This window comes from Phocaeicola plebeius, assembly GCF_003437535.1.
Lineage (GTDB): Bacteria > Bacteroidota > Bacteroidia > Bacteroidales > Bacteroidaceae > Phocaeicola > Phocaeicola plebeius_A.
Genome location: NZ_QSQT01000001.1, coordinates 234,632 through 256,262, shown reverse-complemented (window position 1 = coordinate 256,262; position 21,631 = coordinate 234,632). Strand labels below are relative to the sequence as shown.

The 21,631-nt window shown below is 41.4% G+C and carries 31 protein-coding genes and 1 tRNA gene; 3 read left to right on the top strand and 29 right to left on the bottom strand.

Annotated features, from left to right (window positions below):
- Positions 1–3: 3 nt before the first annotated feature.
- The 25 genes from rplO to DXD04_RS00985 all read right to left on the bottom strand — a co-directional run bounded on the left by rplO (position 4) and on the right by DXD04_RS00985 (position 13,069).
- Complete coding sequence (gene rplO, locus DXD04_RS01105; RefSeq protein WP_117670105.1) at positions 4–450, bottom strand: 50S ribosomal protein L15; 447 nt, start codon at positions 448–450, stop codon at positions 4–6.
- Between the two features lie 30 nt (positions 451–480).
- Positions 481–657: a 50S ribosomal protein L30 gene (gene rpmD / locus DXD04_RS01100; protein ID WP_007559368.1), complete on the bottom strand. Its 177-nt coding sequence runs from the start codon at positions 655–657 to the stop codon at positions 481–483.
- Between the two features lie 11 nt (positions 658–668).
- Positions 669–1,184: a 30S ribosomal protein S5 gene (gene rpsE / locus DXD04_RS01095; RefSeq protein ID WP_007559369.1), complete on the bottom strand. Its 516-nt coding sequence runs from the start codon at positions 1,182–1,184 to the stop codon at positions 669–671.
- 6 nt (positions 1,185–1,190) lie between these two features.
- Positions 1,191–1,532, bottom strand: coding sequence for a 50S ribosomal protein L18 (rplR, locus tag DXD04_RS01090; protein ID WP_117670103.1), 342 nt, complete (start codon positions 1,530–1,532; stop codon positions 1,191–1,193).
- A gap of 21 nt (positions 1,533–1,553) precedes the next feature.
- Positions 1,554–2,123, bottom strand: a complete 570-nt coding sequence (gene rplF, locus DXD04_RS01085; RefSeq protein WP_007559371.1) for a 50S ribosomal protein L6 — start codon at positions 2,121–2,123, stop codon at positions 1,554–1,556.
- Between the two features lie 17 nt (positions 2,124–2,140).
- Positions 2,141–2,536 (bottom strand): 30S ribosomal protein S8, encoded by a 396-nt coding sequence (rpsH, locus tag DXD04_RS01080; protein WP_007559373.1) that lies wholly within the window; start codon positions 2,534–2,536, stop codon positions 2,141–2,143.
- A 59-nt stretch (positions 2,537–2,595) separates the two neighbouring features.
- Entirely contained in the window at positions 2,596–2,895 is a 300-nt protein-coding gene (gene rpsN / locus DXD04_RS01075) for a 30S ribosomal protein S14 (RefSeq protein ID WP_007559374.1), read from the bottom strand.
- Positions 2,896–2,901: 6 nt separating this feature from the next.
- Positions 2,902–3,459, bottom strand: coding sequence for a 50S ribosomal protein L5 (gene rplE, locus DXD04_RS01070; protein WP_007559375.1), 558 nt, complete (start codon positions 3,457–3,459; stop codon positions 2,902–2,904).
- Positions 3,459–3,782 (bottom strand): 50S ribosomal protein L24, encoded by a 324-nt coding sequence (gene rplX / locus DXD04_RS01065; RefSeq protein WP_007559376.1) that lies wholly within the window; start codon positions 3,780–3,782, stop codon positions 3,459–3,461. The genes rplE and rplX overlap by 1 nt, the downstream gene beginning before the upstream one ends.
- A gap of 20 nt (positions 3,783–3,802) precedes the next feature.
- On the bottom strand, positions 3,803–4,168 hold the full coding sequence (gene rplN / locus DXD04_RS01060; RefSeq protein ID WP_007559377.1) for a 50S ribosomal protein L14: 366 nt from the start codon (positions 4,166–4,168) through the stop codon (positions 3,803–3,805).
- Positions 4,169–4,170: 2 nt separating this feature from the next.
- Positions 4,171–4,428: a 30S ribosomal protein S17 gene (gene rpsQ / locus DXD04_RS01055; protein WP_040312450.1), complete on the bottom strand. Its 258-nt coding sequence runs from the start codon at positions 4,426–4,428 to the stop codon at positions 4,171–4,173.
- An 11-nt stretch (positions 4,429–4,439) separates the two neighbouring features.
- Positions 4,440–4,634, bottom strand: coding sequence for a 50S ribosomal protein L29 (gene rpmC / locus DXD04_RS01050; RefSeq protein ID WP_007559379.1), 195 nt, complete (start codon positions 4,632–4,634; stop codon positions 4,440–4,442).
- Between the two features lie 5 nt (positions 4,635–4,639).
- Positions 4,640–5,071, bottom strand: a complete 432-nt coding sequence (gene rplP, locus DXD04_RS01045) for a 50S ribosomal protein L16 (RefSeq protein WP_007559380.1) — start codon at positions 5,069–5,071, stop codon at positions 4,640–4,642.
- 20 nt (positions 5,072–5,091) lie between these two features.
- A complete protein-coding gene (gene rpsC / locus DXD04_RS01040) occupies positions 5,092–5,823 on the bottom strand; it encodes a 30S ribosomal protein S3 (protein WP_007559382.1) in 732 nt (243 codons plus the stop codon).
- Positions 5,824–5,829: 6 nt separating this feature from the next.
- Positions 5,830–6,237, bottom strand: coding sequence for a 50S ribosomal protein L22 (rplV, locus tag DXD04_RS01035; protein ID WP_007559383.1), 408 nt, complete (start codon positions 6,235–6,237; stop codon positions 5,830–5,832).
- A gap of 38 nt (positions 6,238–6,275) precedes the next feature.
- Positions 6,276–6,545 (bottom strand): 30S ribosomal protein S19, encoded by a 270-nt coding sequence (gene rpsS, locus DXD04_RS01030; protein WP_007559385.1) that lies wholly within the window; start codon positions 6,543–6,545, stop codon positions 6,276–6,278.
- A gap of 25 nt (positions 6,546–6,570) precedes the next feature.
- Positions 6,571–7,392: a 50S ribosomal protein L2 gene (gene rplB / locus DXD04_RS01025; protein ID WP_007559387.1), complete on the bottom strand. Its 822-nt coding sequence runs from the start codon at positions 7,390–7,392 to the stop codon at positions 6,571–6,573.
- A 7-nt stretch (positions 7,393–7,399) separates the two neighbouring features.
- Complete coding sequence (gene rplW, locus DXD04_RS01020; protein ID WP_117670100.1) at positions 7,400–7,690, bottom strand: 50S ribosomal protein L23; 291 nt, start codon at positions 7,688–7,690, stop codon at positions 7,400–7,402.
- Between the two features lie 20 nt (positions 7,691–7,710).
- Entirely contained in the window at positions 7,711–8,340 is a 630-nt protein-coding gene (gene rplD / locus DXD04_RS01015; protein ID WP_117670098.1) for a 50S ribosomal protein L4, read from the bottom strand.
- A complete protein-coding gene (gene rplC / locus DXD04_RS01010) occupies positions 8,340–8,957 on the bottom strand; it encodes a 50S ribosomal protein L3 (RefSeq protein ID WP_007559391.1) in 618 nt (205 codons plus the stop codon). Before rplC ends, rplD begins: the two co-directional genes overlap by 1 nt.
- A gap of 20 nt (positions 8,958–8,977) precedes the next feature.
- Positions 8,978–9,283, bottom strand: coding sequence for a 30S ribosomal protein S10 (rpsJ, locus tag DXD04_RS01005; RefSeq protein ID WP_002558075.1), 306 nt, complete (start codon positions 9,281–9,283; stop codon positions 8,978–8,980).
- A gap of 94 nt (positions 9,284–9,377) precedes the next feature.
- Positions 9,378–11,495: an elongation factor G gene (gene fusA / locus DXD04_RS01000; RefSeq protein WP_117670096.1), complete on the bottom strand. Its 2,118-nt coding sequence runs from the start codon at positions 11,493–11,495 to the stop codon at positions 9,378–9,380.
- A gap of 29 nt (positions 11,496–11,524) precedes the next feature.
- A complete protein-coding gene (gene rpsG / locus DXD04_RS00995; RefSeq protein ID WP_007559393.1) occupies positions 11,525–12,001 on the bottom strand; it encodes a 30S ribosomal protein S7 in 477 nt (158 codons plus the stop codon).
- Between the two features lie 150 nt (positions 12,002–12,151).
- Positions 12,152–12,559 carry a 30S ribosomal protein S12 gene (rpsL, locus tag DXD04_RS00990; protein WP_007559394.1) on the bottom strand — a complete coding sequence of 136 codons (408 nt, stop codon included), beginning with the start codon at positions 12,557–12,559 and terminating at the stop codon, positions 12,152–12,154.
- A 186-nt stretch (positions 12,560–12,745) separates the two neighbouring features.
- Positions 12,746–13,069 carry a DUF3467 domain-containing protein gene (locus tag DXD04_RS00985; RefSeq protein WP_117670094.1) on the bottom strand — a complete coding sequence of 108 codons (324 nt, stop codon included), beginning with the start codon at positions 13,067–13,069 and terminating at the stop codon, positions 12,746–12,748.
- A 180-nt stretch (positions 13,070–13,249) separates the two neighbouring features.
- Here DXD04_RS00985 and DXD04_RS00980 point away from each other — a divergent pair, with 180 nt between their 5' ends.
- A complete protein-coding gene (locus DXD04_RS00980) occupies positions 13,250–14,236 on the top strand; it encodes a glycoside hydrolase family 43 protein (RefSeq protein ID WP_409034791.1) in 987 nt (328 codons plus the stop codon).
- A gap of 45 nt (positions 14,237–14,281) precedes the next feature.
- On the opposite strand, the gene DXD04_RS00975 is transcribed toward DXD04_RS00980, so the two are convergent.
- From DXD04_RS00975 to DXD04_RS00960, 4 genes are read right to left on the bottom strand one after another with little or no spacing between them, the layout of a single operon-like run.
- On the bottom strand, positions 14,282–16,171 hold the full coding sequence (locus tag DXD04_RS00975; RefSeq protein WP_117670090.1) for a DEAD/DEAH box helicase: 1,890 nt from the start codon (positions 16,169–16,171) through the stop codon (positions 14,282–14,284).
- Positions 16,172–16,230: 59 nt separating this feature from the next.
- On the bottom strand, positions 16,231–17,163 hold the full coding sequence (gene ribF, locus DXD04_RS00970) for a riboflavin biosynthesis protein RibF (protein ID WP_117670088.1): 933 nt from the start codon (positions 17,161–17,163) through the stop codon (positions 16,231–16,233).
- A 4-nt stretch (positions 17,164–17,167) separates the two neighbouring features.
- Entirely contained in the window at positions 17,168–17,788 is a 621-nt protein-coding gene (locus DXD04_RS00965) for an HAD family hydrolase (protein WP_117670086.1), read from the bottom strand.
- Positions 17,785–20,412, bottom strand: a complete 2,628-nt coding sequence (locus DXD04_RS00960; RefSeq protein ID WP_117670084.1) for a calcium-translocating P-type ATPase, PMCA-type — start codon at positions 20,410–20,412, stop codon at positions 17,785–17,787. The genes DXD04_RS00965 and DXD04_RS00960 overlap by 4 nt, the downstream gene beginning before the upstream one ends.
- A 162-nt stretch (positions 20,413–20,574) precedes the next feature.
- Between DXD04_RS00960 and DXD04_RS00955 the strand changes: the two genes are divergently transcribed.
- Positions 20,575–20,648 (top strand) — tRNA-Ile (locus DXD04_RS00955).
- A 151-nt stretch (positions 20,649–20,799) separates the two neighbouring features.
- Positions 20,800–21,558 carry a NigD1/NigD2 family lipoprotein gene (locus tag DXD04_RS00950; RefSeq protein WP_117670082.1) on the top strand — a complete coding sequence of 253 codons (759 nt, stop codon included), beginning with the start codon at positions 20,800–20,802 and terminating at the stop codon, positions 21,556–21,558.
- Positions 21,559–21,631 lie beyond the last annotated feature (73 nt).

Here is a 21,631-nt window from a genome sequence, read left to right as displayed (position 1 = left end):
GAATCAGAGTTTTACTGCATTACCACCAACGGCTTCGATTGCAGCTACTGCGCTCTTAGAGAAAGCATTTGCTTCTACATCAAGCTTAGTAGTTAAACTACCGTTACCAAGAACTTTCACTAATTGGTTAGAAGAGATGAAACCAGCTTCAATCAAATCGTTAATACCTACCTTAGACAGATTCTTAGCTTCAGCCAATTTCTGAATAGTGTCAAGATTAACAGCTTTGTATTCAACACGGTTAATATTCTTAAAACCAAATTTCGGAACACGACGTTGAAGCGGCATCTGACCACCTTCAAAACCAATCTTCTTTGAATAGCCAGATCTTGATTTTGCTCCTTTATGTCCTCTTGTAGAAGTACCGCCTAAACCTGAACCAGCACCACGACCAACTCTTTTTCTAGTTTTGACAGAACCTTCTGCAGGACGTAAATTATTTAAATTCATATTGTAAGATCCTTTATTGTTAACAATATATTACTTAACGATTGCTACCAGGTGTTTTACCTTTTCAATCATACCCAGAATTGAAGGAGTCTCTTCGTGTTCAACCACACGATTCAATTTACGGAGACCAAGTGCATCCAAAGTTCTTTTCTGATCAGCCGGAGCACCAATTCTACTCTTTACTTGTTTAATCTTAATAGTTGACATACGATTCCTCCTTATCCTCTAAATACTTTATCTAAACTTACACCTCTGTTCTGAGCAACCATGCGAGCATCTCTCATTTCGCTCAAAGCCAAGATAGTAGCCTTAACCAGATTGTGAGGATTTGAAGATCCTTTAGACTTAGCCAAAACATCTGTTACACCTACACTTTCCAGTACGGCACGCATAGCACCACCTGCTACTACTCCAGTACCTGTTGAAGCCGGCTTAATAAATACTTCAGCTCCACCAAATTTAGCAGACTGTTCGTGAGGAACAGTTCCCTTCAATACCGGAACACGAGTCAGGTTCTTCTTTGCAGCTTCTACACCTTTAGCGATTGCAGCTGTTACTTCACCAGCTTTACCAAGTCCCCAGCCAATGATACCATCTTCGTTACCTACTACTACAATTGCAGAGAAGCTGAAAGTTCTACCACCTTTTGTAACCTTAGTAACGCGGTTGATTGCAACCAATCTATCTTTTAACTCTATATCGTTAGTGATCTTAACTCTATTATTAACTGCCATAATTCATTAAAATTTAAGTCCACCGTTACGAGCAGCATCAGCTACTTCTTTTACTCTCCCATGATACAAGTAACCATTACGGTCGAATACGACAGTCGTAATACCAGCTTCCTGAGCTTTCTTTGCAATCAGCTCACCAACTTTAGCAGCCTGTTCTTTCTTAGGCATAGGTTCCATGCCCAAAGATGAAGCAGCAACCAGTGTCTTACCACTTAAATCGTCGATAACCTGAACATAAATCTGCTTGTTACTTCTAAACACACTCATACGCGGACGTTCAGCAGTACCTGAAATCTTATTGCGTACTCTATATTTAATCTTAATACGTCTTTCTATTTTTGTTGTCATAATTGTACGATTTTATGTGAATTATTTAGCGCCAGCTGACTTACCAGACTTTCTACGAATTTCTTCACCAACAAACTTAATACCTTTTCCTTTGTAAGGTTCAGGCTTACGGAAAGAACGTATTTTTGAACAAACCTGACCAAGCAGCTGTTTGTCACAAGATTCCAATATGATAAGAGGGTTCTTATTTCTTTCAGATTTAGTTTCAACCTTGATTTCAGGAGGCAACTGCATAAAGATATTATGAGTGTAACCCAAAGCGAAATCAATGATATTACCGTTATTAGAAGCACGGTAACCTACACCGACTAATTCCAATTCTTTCTTGTAACCTTCAGAAACACCTACAACCATGTTGTTGATCAATGCACGATACAAACCATGGAATGCATGACGCTGTTTCAGGTTATCAAGCATAGCTTCTTCGTTTTCCTTCAACACCACGTGTCCGTCTGCAACCTCTACAATGATAGCAGGATTTACAAACTGACTCAACTCACCTTTAGGTCCTTTTACGTTCACAACATTTTCCTTCAGAGTAACTGTTACTCCAGCAGGGATACTAATGGGTAATTTACCAATTCTTGACATTGCTTATCCTCCTAACATTAATATACATAGCAAAGAACTTCACCACCAATCTTCAGTTCAGCAGCTTCTTTGTCTGTCATAACACCTTTGGAAGTAGATATAATAGCAATACCTAATCCATTAATAACTCTCGGCATGTCTTTGTATCCAGTATACTTACGCATACCTGGAGTAGATACTCTTTCAAGTTTCTTGATAGCGTTAACCTTGTTAACTGCATCATACTTCAGAGCCACTTTGATAGTACCCTGAGGACCGTCTTCAACAAACTTGTAGTTCAGGATGTAACCTTTATCAAAAAGGATTTTTGTAATTTCCTTTTTCAAATTTGAAGCAGGTACTTCCACCACTCTGTGCTTAGCACTAATTGCATTTCTCAATCTAGTGAGATAATCTGCGATTGGATCTGTCATAAAAATTAATTGTTAAATTAATCAGGACTACCCTGACAATATTTAATAAAAAAAATAAATTACCAGCTTGCTTTCTTAACGCCAGGAATCAAACCGTTTGAAGCCATTTCACGGAACTGAATACGTGAAATACCAAACTGACGGATATAACCTTTTGGACGACCAGTCAGTTTGCAACGATTGTGTAAGCGAATAGGATTAGCGTTCTTAGGGATAGCCTGCAACTTCTGAGCAGCCTCAAAAGCTTCTACAGGATCACCAGAATTTACAATCTTCTTCAACGCAGCACGCTTCTCAGCATATTTAGCAACAAGTTTAGCTCTTCTTACTTCACGAGCCTTCATTGATTCTTTTGCCATATCTTATCAATCTTTTTTAGCGTTTTTAAACGGTAATCCGAATTCTTTCAACAAAGCATAACCTTCTTCGTCAGTCTGAGCAGAAGTTACGAAAGTAATGTTCATACCCAAAATCTTGGTGATGCTATCAATGTTGATTTCAGGGAAGATAATCTGTTCCTGGATACCCAATGTATAGTTTCCTCTTCCGTCGAATTTGCTTTCAATACCTTTGAAGTCACGGATACGTGGCAATGCAACGCGAACCAGTTTTTCAAGGAATTCATACATTCTTTCACGGCGCAAAGTAACCATCACACCGATAGGCATTTTTTTACGCAACTTAAAGTTAGCGATATCCTTACGAGAAACAGTAGCTACAGCTTTCTGTCCTGTAATAGCAGTCAATTCATTGATTGCTACGTCAATAATCTTCTTGTCAGCTACCGCCATACCCAAGCCTTGATTGATAACAATCTTCTTAAGTACAGGGATTTGCATTGATGAAGAATACTGGAATTGATTCTTCAAAGCAGGAGCAATGCGCTCTGCATATTCTTTCTTAAGGCTAGCAGTATTACTCATTATTTAATCTCCTCTCCTGATTTTTTAGCATAACGAACAAATGTTCTTCCATCAGAACTTTCTCTTCTACCTACACGAGTCGGTTTTCCTGTTTTCGGGTCTACAGGATTCAGGTTAGAGATGTGAATAGGAGCTTCCTGCTTCACAATACCCCCCTGAGGATTCTTTGCGTTAGGTTTGGTACTCTTAGATACCATATTGATACCTTCTACCAGTGCACGTCCTTCTTTAACAAGAACCTTCAATACGCGGCCAGTTTTACCCTTATCTTCACCAGAGTTTACGTAAACTGTATCGCCTTTTTTAATATGTAATTTACTCATTACTTAAATCTTTTACAAAATTAAAGTACTTCAGGTGCAAGTGAAACCACTTTCATGTTCGCGTTACGCAATTCTCTCGCAACCGGGCCAAAAATACGACTTCCTCTAATTTCACCTGCGTTATTCAGCAATACGCAAGCATTGTCATCAAAACGAATGTAAGAGCCGTCAGCACGACGGATTTCTTTCTTTGTACGTACAATCAAGGCCTTAGATACTGCACCTTTTTTAATATCACTTGAGGGGATAACACTCTTTATTGAAACTACAATAACATCCCCAACAGAGGCGTAACGTCTCTTTGTACCGCCTAATACGCGAATACAAAGAGCTTCTTTCGCACCACTGTTGTCACATACTGTAAGTCTGGATTCTGCTTGTATCATAATTACTTAGCTCTTTCAATAATTTCAATCAATCTCCATCTCTTAGTTTTACTCAAAGGACGAGTTTCCATGATGCGAACAGTATCGCCAATCTGGCATTCATTCTTTTCGTCATGAGCATGGTATTTTTTCGTTTTAGAAACGAACTTACCATAAATAGGGTGTTTTTCCTTAAACTTAGCAGCAACAGTAATGGTCTTATCCATTTTATTGCTAACTACAACACCAGTTCTTTCTTTTCTTAAATTTCTAGCTTCCATGAGGACCATTATTATTTGTTAAGTTCTCTCTGACGCAATTCTGCTTTCATACGCGCAATAGTTCTGCGTAACTTCTTAATCTGTGCAGGATTTTCCAGCGGAGAGATCGAATGATTTAAAACCATTTGATTGTAATTGGCAACTTCAGTCTGAATTCTTTCTGCCAATTCGTTGGTAGCTATTTCTCTAATTTCTGCAATCTTCATATCAATTAAGCATTTTGACTTGCGTCGTAATCACGTCTAACAATAAACTTAGTTGTAACAGGAAGTTTCTGTGCAGCAAGACGCAAAGCTTCTTTTGCTACATCGAAAGATACACCTTCTACTTCGATCAAAATACGACCCGGAGTTACAGGTGCTACGAAACCTTCTGGAGAACCTTTACCTTTACCCATACGTACATCGGCAGGCTTACGAGTAATAGGTTTGTCCGGGAAGATACGAATCCAAATCTGACCCTGACGCTGCATATATCTTGTTACAGCAATACGAGCTGCCTCTATCTGACGACCTGTAATCCATTTAGTCTGAAGAGACTTGATGCCAAAAGAACCAAAAGCCAACTGATGTCCTCTTTGGGCGTTACCTTTAGCGCTACCTTTCTGCTGTCTTCTGAATTTTGTTTTTTTCGGTTGTAACATAATTCCTAAAATTCAAATCGTTAGCGATTGTTATTTTTCTTTCTGCGGAAGTTCTTTCCACCATTGTTACCGTTTCCTCCACGGTTATTTTCTTTGCTCTGAGTGAAGTTTGGAGCCAACTCACGTTTTCCATAAACTTCTCCACGGCAAATCCAAACCTTGATACCCAGCAAACCAACTTTTGTCAAAGCTTCAGCATGACAGTAGTCGATATCTGCACGGAAAGTATGCAATGGAGTACGTCCTTCCTTGTACATTTCTGAACGAGCCATTTCAGCACCATTCAAACGACCAGAGATCAGCACTTTGATACCTTCAGCTCCCATACGCATTGTATTGGCAATAGCCATCTTGATAGCGCGACGGTAAGCAATTTTACCTTCTACCTGACGAGCGATGTTGTTAGCCACAATCACAGCATCAAGTTCCGGTCTCTTAACTTCAAAGATATTAATCTGGATATCCTTATCGGTGATCTTCTTCAACTCTTCTTTCAGCTTGTCAACTTCCTGACCACCTTTACCAATGATAATACCCGGACGAGCAGTACATACAGTAATTGTCACCAATTTCAGAGTACGTTCAATAACGATTCTTGAAACGCTGGCTTTTGCAAGTCTGGCATTCAGATATTTACGAATTTTGCTGTCTTCCAGCAAAGCGTCACCATAATTCTTGCCACCGTACCAATTAGAATCCCATCCTCTGATAATTCCTAAACGGTTGCTTATCGGATTAACTTTCTGTCCCATCTACTCTTAATTTTTATCATTAGTATTCTTAGAATCAACGAACAAAGTCACATGGTTTGAACGTTTACGAATTCTGTAACCTCTACCCTGTGGAGCCGGTCTCATTCTTTTCAAGGTTGCTCCCCCGTCAACATAAATCTTAGTTACAAACAATTCGCCGTCTTCAGCTTTACGTTCGTTTTTCTGTTCCCAGTTAGCAATAGCAGAGCGTAACAATTTTTCCACTCTTGCAGAAGCTTCTTTAGAAGAAAACTTCAAGACACCAAGTGCTCTATTTACCTCCATACCACGAATCATGTCAGCCACGAGACGCATTTTACGCGGAGAAGTAGGCACATTTTGCAATTTTGCAAAATACATGGTTTTAAGGGCTTCTTTTCTCTTTTCAGCCGATATTTTTTTTCTTGCTCCCATTATTTATTACTTTATTATTTCAAATGTGCGTCCTGTTATTATTTTTTCTTGTTACCAGCATGACCACGGAAAGTACGAGTTGGTGCAAATTCACCTAACTTATGACCAACCATGTTTTCAGTAACGTAAACAGGAATAAATTTGTTTCCGTTGTGAACTGCAATTGTATGCCCTACGAAATCAGGCGAAATCATTGAAGCTCTAGCCCATGTCTTAACAACTGATTTCTTGCCGCTTTCATTCATAGCCAGCACCTTGTTTTCCAGTTTTACATTAATATATGGACCTTTTTTTAATGAACGACTCATAAATTACTCAATTAATCAGTTGTTATTACTTTCTTCTTTCAATAATATACTTAGAAGACTGTTTCTTAGGTGCTCTTGTCTTCAAGCCCTTAGCATACAAGCCTGTACGTGATCTTGGGTGACCTCCCGACTGACGTCCTTCACCACCACCCATCGGGTGATCAACAGGGTTCATAACAACACCACGGTTGTGAGGACGACGACCCAACCAGCGAGAACGACCAGCCTTACCTGATGATTCCAATGCATGGTCTGAGTTACCTACACTACCGATAGTAGCTTTACAAGCACTCAAGATTTGTCTTACTTCACCTGAAGGCAATTTGATTACACAATATTTACCTTCACGAGATGTCAACTGAGCAAAGTTACCAGCCGATCTTACCAAAGCAGCACCCTGGCCCGGACGCAATTCAATGTTGTGAATTACAGTACCCACAGGGATGTTTTCAAGAGGAAGTGCGTTACCAATCTCAGGCGCCGCATTCGCTCCAGACATCAAAGTGCTACCTACTTGCAATCCATTAGGAGCAATGATATATCTTTTTTCACCATCAGCATAAAACAACAAAGCGATACGAGCCGAACGGTTCGGATCATATTCAATTGTTTTAACGACTGCTGGAACACCGTCTTTATTTCTCTTGAAATCAATAATACGGAATTTTCTCTTGTGACCACCGCCGATATAGCGCATTGTCATCTTACCTACGTGGTTACGACCACCAGTAGAACGCTTTCCATATACAAGAGATTTTTCTGGTACCGATGCAGTAATTTCTTCAAAAGTACCAATAATTTTGTGTCTCTGCCCCGGTGTTGTGGGCTTAAATTTACGTACTGCCATCTTTTATTTAAATATTGCTATAAAAATCAATAGTATCACCTTCTTTCAATGTAACGATAGCTTTCTTGTAAGCATTTGTACGTCCATTGATAAGACCAGACTTAGTATAACGGCTCTTATTCTTTCCTGTGTAGCGAATTGTGTTTACGTCTACTACAGTCACATTATACATAGCTTCGATTTCACGCTTAATTTCTAATTTGTTAGCTTCAGGACGAACAATAAATCCAAAGCGGTTGAATTTTTCAGATATTGCCGTCATTTTTTCTGTAACCAACGGTTTAATAATCATTCCCATATTACTTCAGCCTCCTTTAATTATTTCACTAAGGTTTCCTCGATAGCTTTCAAAGCACTTTCTGTCACAACAAGAGTTTCTGCGTTCAACACAGAGTATGTATTCAGCGCAGAAGCAATTGCAAGATTTGTACGCTCTAAGTTACGAGCAGACAAATATACGTTTTTATTTGCTTCCGGCAAAACCATAAGTAGCTTTTTACCAGCCACTTTGAGATTATTCACAACATTTACAAATTCTTTAGTCTTAGGAGCTTCGAAAGTGAAGTCTTCTACTACTACGATGTTGTTAGTCTGTGCCTTGTATGCCAATGCAGATTTACGAGCCAAAACTTTCACTTTCTTGTTCAGTTTGAACCAATAATCGCGAGGTTTAGGACCAAAAACACGAGCACCACCCACCAATACTGGAGAGTTGATATCACCACGACGTGCACCGCCGCCACCTTTCTGACGACCCAATTTACGAGTAGAACCACTGATTTCGCTTCTTTCCTTAGACTTGTGAGTACCCTGGCGCTGATTAGCCATATACTGCTTCACATCCAGATAGATAGCGTGATCATTTGGAGTGATTCCGAAGATAGCTTCGTTCAAAGCAACCTTTTTGCCGGTATCTTCACCCTTAATATTTAATACGTTAACTTCCATTATTTCTCAATTATTACGATTGAACCTTTGCAACCCGGAACAGAACCTTTGATCAACAGCAAGTTGTGTTCAGGAATCACTTTTAATACCTGTAAGTTGTGAGTAGTTACCCTGTCACCACCCATTTGTCCGCCCATGCGCATTCCTTTGAATACTTTAGCAGGGTAAGAACAAGCACCGATAGAACCCGGTTTGCGGGCACGGTTGTGCTGACCATGAGTAGTCTGGCCTACACCGCCAAATCCATGACGTTTTACAACACCCTGGAAACCTTTTCCTTTAGAAGTACCAATAACATCTACATAAGCAGTGTCATTGAACAATTCTACAGTGATAGTGTCACCTAAATTCAATTCTTCTGAGAAATCTTTGAACTCGGCCAAGTGTCTCTTTGGAGTTACTCCAGCTTTCTTAAAGTGACCCATCAACGGTTTAGTAGTGTGCTTTTCCTTCTTGTCCTGGAAACCTACCTGAACAGCTGCATAGCCATCTTTTTCTACACTCTTAATCTGAGTAACTACACAAGGACCAGCTTCGATAACAGTGCATGGTACATTCTTACCATCAGCACTGAAAACGGATGTCATTCCGATTTTCTTTCCTAATAATCCTGGCATTTCAGTTAATTTTTAATTGATTAAACTTTAATTTCTACTTCTACCCCACTCGGTAATTCCAATTTCATCAAAGCGTCTACTGTCTTAGCAGTTGAGCTGTAGATGTCAATCAGCCTCTTGTAAGAAGACAATTCAAACTGTTCACGTGACTTCTTGTTAACGAAAGTCGAACGGTTTACAGTAAAAATACGTTTGTGTGTAGGCAATGGAATAGGACCGCTTACAATAGCACCTGTAGCCTTCACAGTTCTTACAATCTTTTCTGCTGACTTGTCTACCAAGTTGTGATCGTAAGATTTCAGTTTAATTCTGATTTTCTGACTCATTTGTTTATTAAATTATTAATTGTTTATATTGGGAAGGAAGCTTGAGGACTAAGAGTCATTCGCTAGTCCTCATCAACTTCCATCCTATTTCTTTTTATACCAAGTCTACGCGACCTTTAACTTCTTCCAGTACAGTCTTAGCGATTGAGCTAGAAACCTGAGCGTGGTGATCGTAAGTCATTGAAGAAGTAGCACGACCTGAAGTAATAGTACGCAAAGCAGTTACATAACCGAACATTTCAGCCAATGGAACCATTGCTTTTACGATACGAGCACCAGAACGGCTTGTTTCCATACCTTCTACCTGACCACGACGTCTGTTCAAGTCACCGATTACATCACCCATGTTTTCTTCCGGAGTCACAACTTCCAGCTTCATGATCGGCTCCATCAGAACCGGACCTGCCTTCACACAAGCATTCTTGTATGCCTGGATAGCACAGATTTCGAAAGACAACTGGTCAGAGTCAACCGGGTGGAATGAACCATCCTTCAAAACGACCTTCAAAGAATCAAGCGGATAACCAGCCAATACACCGTTCTTCATTGCAGTCAAGAAACCTTTCTGAACTGAAGGAATGAATTCCTTAGGAACGTTACCACCCTTCACTTCATCGATGAACTGCAGACCACCCTGTTTGAAGTCTTCATCAACTGGACCTACAGAAACGATGATGTCAGCAAACTTACCACGACCACCAGACTGTTTCTTGTAAACTTCACGCAATTCAACAGTCTTAGTAATTGCTTCTTTGTAGCTAACCTGAGGACGACCTTGGTTACATTCAACCTTGAACTCACGTTTCAGACGGTCGATAATGATATCCAAGTGAAGCTCACCCATACCAGAGATAACTGTCTGTCCAGTCTGTTCGTCAGTCTTCACAGTAAATGTCGGGTCTTCTTCAGCCAACTTAGCCAAACCGTTAGACAACTTATCAAGGTCTTTCTGAGTCTTAGGCTCTACTGCGATACCGATAACCGGTTCTGGGAAGTCCATTGATTCAAGAACGATCGGAGCAGTTTCATCGCAAAGAGTATCACCAGTGCGAATATCCTTGAAACCTACACCAGCACCAATATCACCAGCGCTGATTACTTCCACAGGATTCTGCTTATTTGAGTGCATCTGGAACAAACGAGATACACGTTCCTTCTTTCCTGAACGAGAGTTGTAAATATATGAACCAGCTTCTACTTTACCTGAGTACACACGGAAGAAAGTCAAACGACCTACATACGGGTCAGTAGCGATCTTAAATGCCAAAGCTGAAGTCTTTTCGTCTTCATCCGGTTTACGGTCTTCTTCAGCACCCGTGTTCGGGTTAGTACCAACGATGTTCGGAGTATCCAGCGGAGAAGGTAAGAATGCACATACATAGTCAAGCAAAGTCTGCACACCTTTGTTCTTGAATGAAGATCCACACAACATCGGAACGATTTCCATCTTCAAAGTACCTGCACGCAAAGCACGCATCACTTCTTCCTCTGTAATTGTAGAAGGATCATCGAAATATTTCTCCATCAAAGCTTCATCAAACTCAGCTACTTTTTCGAGCATCTTATCTCTCCATTCCTGAGCTTCGTCTACCAAGTTTGCAGGGATTTCTTCTACATCATAGTCAGCACCCATAGTTTCATCGTGCCACAAGATAGCTTTCATCTTAATCAGGTCAACTACACCTTTGAAAGACTCTTCTGCACCGATAGGAATTACAACCGGACATGGATTAGCGCCCAATACATCCTTCATCTGACGAACAACTTCGAAGAAGTCAGCTCCAGAACGGTCCATCTTGTTAACATAACCGATACGAGGAACATTGTATTTATCAGCCTGACGCCATACTGTTTCTGACTGAGGTTCAACACCACCTACAGCACAATAAGTAGCCACAGCGCCATCCAACACACGGAGTGAACGTTCTACTTCTGCAGTAAAGTCCACGTGTCCCGGAGTGTCAATCAAGTTGATTTTATACTTGTTACCAGCATACTTCCAATAAGTAGTTGTAGCAGCTGAAGTAATAGTAATACCACGTTCCTGCTCCTGTTCCATCCAGTCCATGGTAGCAGCACCATCGTGCACCTCACCAATCTTATGAGTCAAACCTGTGTAAAACAAGATACGTTCAGAAGTAGTTGTCTTACCAGCATCGATGTGCGCCATGATTCCGATGTTACGGGTCAAATGCAAATCATGTTTAGCCATTTTAATTCGTCTTAAAGTTATTAACTAGATTAAAATCTGAAGTGAGCGAAAGCACGGTTAGCTTCAGCCATACGGTGCATATCTTCCTTACGTTTGAAAGCACCACCCTGTTCATTGTATGCATCAAGGATTTCTGCAGCCAATTTATCAGCCATTGACTTTCCACCACGTTTACGGGCAAAAGCAATCAGATTCTTCATAGAGATTGACTCCTTACGATCCGGACGAATTTCGGTAGGAACCTGGAAAGTAGCACCACCGATACGGCGAGATTTTACTTCCAACTGAGGAGTTACGTTATCAAGAGCTTTTTTCCAAACTTCCAATGCTGAAGTTTCTTCACCCGGAAGCTTAGTTTCAACTGTTTTCAGTGCGTTATAGAAGATTTCGTAAGAAGTGTTCTTCTTTCCATCATACATCAGATGGTTTACGAATTTAGAAACCTTCTGATCATTAAATACTGGATCCGGAAGGATCACACGTTTTTTTGGTTTTGCTTTTCTCATTTTGTTTGATAATAGTGTTTAGTTTGGGGCTGCATCTCTGTCTACTTCAACGCTTCCTCCGAAGCATTTACTCAACCTTAAAGCTTTTCCAACAAACCAAAACGAATTTATAAAAGTTTTTTTCTTAATAAGGATTGTACTCAGCGAGGATTATTTCTTACCTTTTCCTGCCGGAGCTGCTTGTCCTGGTTTCGGACGCTTAGCGCCATATTTAGAACGTCTCTGTGTACGGCCTGCTACACCTGCTGTATCCAGTGTACCACGAACGATGTGATAACGTACACCCGGAAGGTCTTTCACACGACCACCACGAACCAAAACGATTGAGTGTTCCTGCAAGTTATGTCCTTCTCCCGGAATGTAAGAGTTCACTTCCTTAGAGTTTGTCAGACGCACACGAGCAACTTTACGCATTGCTGAGTTCGGTTTTTTCGGAGTTGTAGTGTAAACACGTACGCAAACGCCACGTCTCTGAGGACATGAATCCAATGCCGGTGATTTACTCTTATCAACCAAAACCGTTCTTCCTTTTCTTACTAACTGTTGAATAGTAGGCATTTTGTTTGATTTTTAATTGTTATATATTTGTTTCTTATTGTTTCTACAATCCTTGTCGAAATACTACATTTCGGGCTGCAAAATTACAAATAACTTTTTAATAGACAAACTGTTTTTAAAAAGAAAAAAGCTCATTCCCCGAAAAAAACGGGAAATGAGCCTCTTGAGTCCTCTATTTATATTTTTTTAAGCCTCTCCTTTGAAATCACTCAACGGTGGAGCGAAAGTTTTTCCGCCTTGTGCCTGCTGTTCCGGCATCCGAATCTGACCAAAATTCTGCTCATACTTAGTCACATTGTCCTGCAATGCAAACATCAGACGCTTTGCATGTTCCGGAGTCATTACAATACGAGATTGAACACCTGCTTTCGGCAAACCCGGCATTACACGTACAAAGTCAAGAATAAATTCAGAGCTTGAATGAGTAATAATTGCAAGATTCGCATAAGTTCCCTGTGCCACTTCTTCTTTTAATTCTATCTGAAGCTGATTTTTGTTTTCGTTTTCCATAATGATTAAACTGTTTAATGAATTTATACGGCAAATGTAGGAAAAAAGTTGGAGTAAACTAATAAATCCAATTCTTTTTCTAACCCACATACCCATAATCCAATCTAAAAAACCTTTTGTCCACCCTCCCGACCCATACGACAGCTATCTTTGCATCAAAATCATTTTCAAATTTAATATATCATGAAAAATCCATTCATTAACCTGGGGGTTATTGCCCTCACCATTTTTACCACACATTCATCTATCCTACAAGCCGCACAAAAAGATACTACATTTGTAGCGACTCAAAACCCGGTGGTTTCCTATAAATATCTGGGTGACCCAGCCGCATTAGTCCACGACGGCACAGTATATATTTATGCCGGCCACGATGAATGTCCCGCACCTCAGCAATATTATCTGATGAACGAATGGTGCATTTTCTCTACCAGAGACATGAAAACCTTCACCGAACATGCCTATACGTTGAAAGCTACCGATTTCAAGTGGGCAAAAGGAGAAGCGTGGGCCAGTCAGGTAATTGAACATAACGGGAAATTCTACTGGTATGTCACCGTCGAACATGCCACTATTCCCGGGAAGTCAATTGGAGTTGCCGTATCCGACTCTCCCATAGGGCCTTTTAAAGATGCACGCGGCAGTGCACTGATTACCAACGACATGACGACCCAATACACTTCCATTGCATGGGATGATATAGACCCGACGGTCTTTATCGACGATGACGGTCAAGCTTATCTTTTTTGGGGAAACACACAATGTTACTATGCAAAACTAAAAGATAATATGACAGAACTGGACGGCCCCATTCATCCCATCAACCTTCCCAGATACACAGAAGCACCTTGGGTTCACAAACATGGAGACTGGTACTACCTGTCTTTTGCTTCAGAATTCCCAGAAAAAATATGCTATGCCATGAGCAAGAACATCAATGGGCCCTGGATCTATAAAGGCATCCTCAATGAAATAGCCGGAAACTCCAATACCAACCATCAGGCCATCATCGATTTTAAAGGGAAATCCTACTTCATCTACCATAACGGAAGCATAAATACTGATGGCTGCGGATTCAGAAGATCCATCTGTATTGACCCGCTTTTTTACCAGAAAGACGGAAGTATCAAACGTATACAAATGACAACAGAAGGCATCTTCAAATAAATAAAAAGCCGGAAAGGAACAATTCCCTTCCGGCTTTTTATTTATTTATTTTTTACGTTTGCTGCGTTTAGCCCAACCTTCTTCTGAAAAGTCTGGTTCTTCTCCCCGAAGCGGTTGATTATCCTGCTGAAAGAACTGCTTCCAGTCATCTTTCTTTTTCGGACCGCGAGGACTGGTATATCCTCTTTCCTCCCGGCTCGGCTTTTTCGCCTTCTCTACCTTTGAAGGTTTATCAGCTTTCTTTTCAGCCGCCACTTTCTTTTTCTTTCCGCTCTTATCACTTTTCCCGGTATTCTCGCCGGCAATCTCTACACATACCTTACGCCCCCCGCTCAATACGACTTTGTTCAAAGCCTTTAGCACTTGTGGAGCCTGTTCTTGAATCACCTCAAAAAATGAGAAATTCTGCATCAAGTCAATACGGCCAATCTGAATACGCTCCTTTCTCAGATTACGGTTTACCAGGTCTATAATCTGATTGGTATAAAAGCCGTCTGTTTTTCCTAAATTCAAGAACAAACGCGTATAACCTTTTTCAGCCTTACGGCCTACCTTCTCTTTATCTCCCTTACGAGATTCCTTTGCCTCAGATTTCTTTTCATTAGCCTTAGGCTGCTCAATTTCAGGAGCATTTTTATAATAATCCAAGAAACGATTAAACTCCAATGAAACCACGCGCTTAATCAAATCTTCCTTATCCAGCCAATCAAGTTTTCGGTAAATGCCAGGTAAGAAGGTCTCTATCTCCTCTTCATTTACTTTCACTTTCTCTATATCATCAATCACCTTTATCAACTGCTGCTGACAAATTTCCTGTCCGGATGGGAGCACACTAACTTCAAACTTCTTTTTGATGATGTGCTCAATCTCCTTCATACGGCCCTTCTCCCGCAAATTGATAATTGCAATGGAAATTCCCGTTTTTCCAGCACGCCCTGTACGGCCACTCCGATGCGTATAACTTTCAGTATCATCAGGCAATCCGTAATTAATTACGTGCGTCAGGTCATTCACATCCAGTCCTCTCGCAGCCACATCCGTTGCAACCAGTAACTGCAAGTGACGTTGACGGAACTTCTGCATCACCAAGTCACGCTGTGCCTGGCTCAACTCGCCATGCAGCGAGTCTGCATTATATCCATCCTGTATAAGCTTATCGGCTATTTCCTGGGTTTCCTTGCGCGTACGGCAAAAAACGATACCATAAATCTGAGGATAAAAATCAACGACACGTTTCAATGCCAGATATTTATCTTTTGCGTGTACTATATAAGCCACATGATTAACGTTCTTGCTTCCTTCATTCTTGGTTCCGACGGTAATCTCCTTTGCCTCATGCAAATAAGTCTTCGCAATACGGGCAATTTCCGGACTCATCGTCGCAGAGAACATCAAAGTATTCCGGTCTTGAGGTATATTTTCAAGAATCGCATTGATACTATCCGTAAAGCCCATATTCAGCATCTCATCCGCTTCATCCATAACCACGTCGCGGATTGTAGCCAATTGAGCCACCTTGCGTTCCATCAAGTCAATCAAGCGGCCGGGAGTAGCTACGATAATATGCACTCCCCTCTTTAAACTGCGAATCTGGCTATCTATGGAAGAACCTCCATACACAGGAAGAATCTTTAAATCGGTGATATACTTCGAATAGTCAGTCAGGTCACCTGCTATTTGCAGGCAAAGTTCACGTGTCGGACAAAGCACCAACGCCTGTGGTACACAATTTTTTACATCAATTTTCTGAATCAGCGGCAGACCAAATGCGGCTGTTTTTCCGGTTCCGGTTTGTGCCAGAGCCACTACATCATTGCCGTTTCCCAACAAATACGGTATTACTTCTTCTTGCACGGGCATAGGATTCTCATACCCTAATTCCTCAATTGCCTTGCGTATTTCCGGTGAAACGCCAAGTTCTTCAAATGTTTTCATTCAATTCAATTATCTAATTTGCTGCAAAGATACAGACAAATCAGATGCTGCCCAAAACTTTATCCCTTTTGGTGCAAAAGATTTTTCACCACCTCTTTATCCTGCCGCAACTGCCATGTAAGCTTTTCCACACTTTCAAATTTCACTTCCGGGCGCAGATACTCCACAAACTCAATTTTTATCAGTTCCTGATAAATATCTCCCTGGAAATTCAATATATGGACTTCCACACTCACAGACTGTCCATTCTCGTTCACGGTAGGGCAACTTCCTATATTCAACATTCCAGCGTAGCGTTCTTTCCCTATATATACATAAACCGCATACACTCCCGTTGCCGGCAGAAGCTTTTCAGCACACAATGGCTGGATGTTGGCTGTAGGAAATCCTAAAGTACGCCCCACTTTCTTTCCGTCAACCACTCTTCCGCTTAAATAGTAGCTGTAACCCAGATAAGCATTCGCTTTCTTTATATCTCCTGCAAGCAGACATGAACGAATCAACGTAGAACTAATAGAAGTACCATCTTCTACCAAAGCTCTTGACTGCATCATACGCATGCCTAATTCTTTTCCATATTGGCAGTATTCCTCAAACCCCTCTCCCTGATTATGTCCAAAATGATGATCATATCCTACAAAAAGAGTCTGCACATTATACATCTCATGCAGAATCCTCATAAATTCACGGGCAGAAAGCAACGACAATTCCTTCGTAAAAGGAAGTAGCACACAATATTCAATAGGAGAATGCTCAAAACATTCTATTTTCTGAGACAAGCATGTCAGCAGCCGGGGACGATAATCCGTATCCAGTACCTGCCGAGGATGAGAAGCAAAAGTTATCAGGCAAGAAGCAAGTCCTCCCGCCTTCGCAATATTATGCACCTGCTCTATCAGGTATTGATGTCCTCTATGTACACCGTCAAAACAACCTATGGTTGCCACACATGCAGGAAGATTTGCGGCCGTAGAGCCAGTAACTATTTTCATTTGCTTACACTATAAATTTTTGAAGCTGTACCTCCAGATTATCTCCTGGTACATAATGACACACACCGATTCCCAACTTAGCAGCTGCCTGACAATTCTCTTCAGAATCATCTATAAACAAGACTTCATCGGCTTTAAGTCCTGCCTCTTTCAGCACAGTCTGAAAGATTTCCACATCGGGTTTTGCCAGATGCATCCGGTACGAAAGAAATACCTGCGTAAAGCAATCAAGCATCGGCATACCTTTATAAATAAACTTACCTGCACACTCTTTCCAATGCAAGTCATTCGTATTGCTCAGCAAATATAAATTATAGTTTTCCTTTAGCTTCAGCAATAATTCAAACTTATAATCCGGAATTTCCTTTAACATGCTGTTCCATATCCGGTCAATCTCCTCGTCCGGAAGTTCACGACCCACCTCTTCGCGAATCCGGTCCCGGAACTGCTCCGTGGTCAATGTGCCACACTCATATTCTTTAAAGAAACCTTTTTCATTCGTTCCAGTCATCCACTGACGCACTTCATGCAGCCCGATACCCTCCAAACGCTCTAAACAACGGTGTACATCCAAATCAAGAAGCACACCGCCTAAATCAAATATAATATTTTTAATCCGGTTCATTTTTTCATCATCCGTTTAACTCCTCGCCAAATCTCACCAATCCAAAGTACCACAGAAGTACCGGCTATAATATAAGCCCATTCCAATGCAGGCAAAGGCTCTGTACGGAAGACCTTGCCACCAAAAGTAACAATAATGAACTGACCAACCAGAATAATCAATGCCACTCCTAACATACCCATCGCATGACCGGCATCTTTAAAGATAGAATGATTCGTACCAAATACGCTGGCATTAAACAGGTTCCAGAACTGCAGCATGACAAAAATCGTAAAGAAGACAGTCAGATGATGCACATCCATACCGCCAGGCATGTTCTTAAAGAAAGCCAACAGCCCCATCAGTACAATCAAGAATCCGGCACCCACACCGAATATATTGTTCCGCATGGCAGGAGATATGATAAAATCAGTACGCTTGCGAGGTTTTTCATTCATTACATCCATGCTCGGCGCAATAGACGCCAACGCCATCGCTGCAAACGTATCCATAATCAGGTTCACCCACAGCATTTGAGTAACCGTCAGCGGAAGTTCCGTACCTAAAAAGGCACCCAGCAACACGCTCAGCAAAGCTACCACATTGATGGTCAGCTGGAACACAATAAAGCGCTGGATATTCTTATACAACGAACGTCCCCACATCACTGCAGTAGCAATGCTATGGAAGGAGTCATCCAACAACGTAATATCACTGGCCTCTTTCGCCACAGAAGTACCCGTTCCCATTGACAAACCCACCTGCGCATGATTCAATGCCGGCGCGTCATTTGTTCCGTCACCAGTCACTGCTACTACTTCACCTTTTTGCTGGAGCAACTGTACCAGACGTTGCTTATCCATCGGACGTGCACGGCTCATCACCTTCAAATCGACCACTCTTTCCAAAGCTTCTTCATCGCTCAAGGCAGCAAACTCCACTCCGGTAATGCGATTCCGTTCCGTATCTTCCGATGTCCACAGCCCGATTTGTCGTGCGATTTCAGTTGCTGTTCCCGGAGTATCTCCCGTTACAATCTTCACACGGATACCAGCCGACTGGCATTTCTTCACCGCATCAGGCACATCCGAACGAATCGGATCACTGATTGCAAAAATTCCCATGAATGTCAATCCGCCTTCCTTCACCAGTTCCGCACAATCCGTACTGCTATTTTCAGGAATTACCTTATAAGCCACTCCCAATGTACGCATAGCCTGATTCTGGTAAGCCAAAAGCTGTTCATTATATTGCTTAACCCGGCTTTCTTCCAGGTTACATTTTCCCATCACAATCTCAGGAGCCCCCTTCACATAAAGCACACGTGTGTTCAAAACAGAAGAGTCGACCAGCGTAGCCATATATTTTCTTTCCGTAGAGAAAGTAAGCTGATTTACCGTCTTTGCCTGATTTCTCAATAAGATGTAATCCATTCCCTGCTCATTCAACCAAAGCAAGAGAGCCACTTCCGTGGGGTTTCCTACTCCGGACGGCTTACCTTCTCCCTCTTTCTCTTCCAGGAAAGCAGTAGAGTTAGTTGCTATACCCTCTGCTATCAGGTTCTTCTGAGATTCATCCAACTTGGCATCATACACCTGCATCAGGTTCTGTGTCAGTGTACCTGTCTTATCCGTACAAATCACCGTAATGGCTCCCATTGTTTCGCATGCATGCATCTTACGAACCAAGTTGTTCGTTTTCAGCATACGGCGCATATTCAATGCCAAACTCAAGGTCACACTCATAGGCAATCCTTCCGGTACCGCTACTACAATCAAGGTGACAGCCATCATAAAATACTTCAACACGATGCGTGCTATTTCAAGCCACTGATGCCAGTCGGTAATAGTTGTATTATTTAAATGAACATATAAATCTTTCGCTGTAAAGATTACGAAGGTCAGTGTCGCAATTGTAAAACCCACCTTCCCTATCAGATTGGCCAATTTGGTCAACTGTAAATTCAACGGAGTCTGTTCCTGACTCTGTTCTGTAGCCTGTCGAGCCACCTTACCAATTTCAGTAGCATCCCCTACTCTTTCTACGCACATTACTCCGTGACCATCCGTCACTGTCGTTCCACGCATTACGGAATTAGACGGATAAGTAGCTTCTTCATCGAAATGAGCCTCATCCGTTGTTTTGTTCACCATCAATTCCCCGGTCAGGCTTGATTCATTTACCTGCAATGATACTGCTTCCAGCAATACCCCGTCTGCCGGAATCTCATCACCGGTATTCAATATCACTACATCTCCTACTACAATATCTTTCTTAGGAATCTCATGCACCTTTCCATTTCGAATCACCATAACCGGAGTCTCCTCCCCTACGGCATTCAGCAAATCAAACTTCTTATTGGCATCATATTCAAAATAGAACCCGATACCGGTCGCTAAGAAAATAGCAAAGAATATACCGATTGTCTCCGCATATTCACTCTCAATGATTGAAATCAACAGAGAAAAAGCGGCTGCAACGAGCAGCACTTTGATAACCGGATCCTGAAACTTCTCCAGATACAGTTTCCAGATTGACGGACGTTTGGGAGGAGTCAGCAGATTCATCCCATATTTTTGACGATTTTGAAGAACTTCCTGGTCGGTTAACCCCTTAAAACGAGAATCTTGTGTGTTGTGTGACATACGTCTGATAATTAATTATTAATATCGGCAAAAATACAACATATATTGCAAGCATCTGTTCCATTAGTTTTTTTTATCATTTTTTTCTAACCAAATATTGCAGATTTCAACTCAAACCATTACTTTTGCAACGCATTTCCAAACAAATTCTTCTGAAATGTCGGACTTGTAGCTCAGTTGGTTAGAGCAACAGACTCATAATCTGGAGGTCCCAGGTTCAAGCCCTGGCTGGTCCACAAAAAAGCAGTTACGAATTTCGTAACTGCTTTTTTTGTGCCTTTGCGAAAATAAAACACCATTTAACCATTTTACATGCAGGAATTACCCACTTCAAGCATTTTATGTACAAAACGACAAGAAGAGAGTAAACTTAAAAAATAATGTATTATGAAAACTCAATCATTCATTCGCAAAGGATTCTTCATCCTGACAGCTCTGTGTTTATCTATGGGGGGTCAATCGTGTCTGGACGATGACGATAACAACCTTTCTCTTTCACACTATTACGCCAATGCACTTGTCACTGTAAAACAGAGTGCAGACAATACACCATACTTGCAACTGGATGACAGCACAACCTTGCGTCCGGTAAACATGGCAAGCTCTCCTTTTGGTGAGAAGGAAGTAAGAGCACTGGCCAATATTGAATTGGCCGACGAAGCTCCTCAGGAATATGACAAAGCTGTATTCATCAACTGGATAGACAGTATACTAACCAAACCAATGGCTCCTAATTTGGGAGAGGAGGAAAACAATCGTACGTATGGAAACGACCCGGTAGAAATACTGAATGACTGGGTAACCATTGCAGAGGACGGGTACCTGACACTTCGGTTTGCGACTCGTTGGGGCAACGGACAACCGCATTTTGTCAACCTGATCAGTACAAAGAACCCGGACAATTCTTATGAAGTAGAATTCCGCCACAATGCTTTTGGCGATACAGAGGGCAAAATGGGAGATGCACTGGTTGCTTTCAAACTGGATGAACTGACCGATACGCAAGGAGAGACTGTCAAACTGAAACTGAAATGGAATTCTTTCAGCGGAGAGAAATCGGCAGAATTTGATTACTGCACGCGAAAAGCAACCAACCCACAGGCTCAGGAAGTGACTGCCATCCGCTGTACAAAGAAGGTGAAGTAAGCTAATTTTTGAAGACAAAAAAACGCAAGTGCATTTGAACTAAAACGTACTTGCGTTTGAATCGAAACGTCTT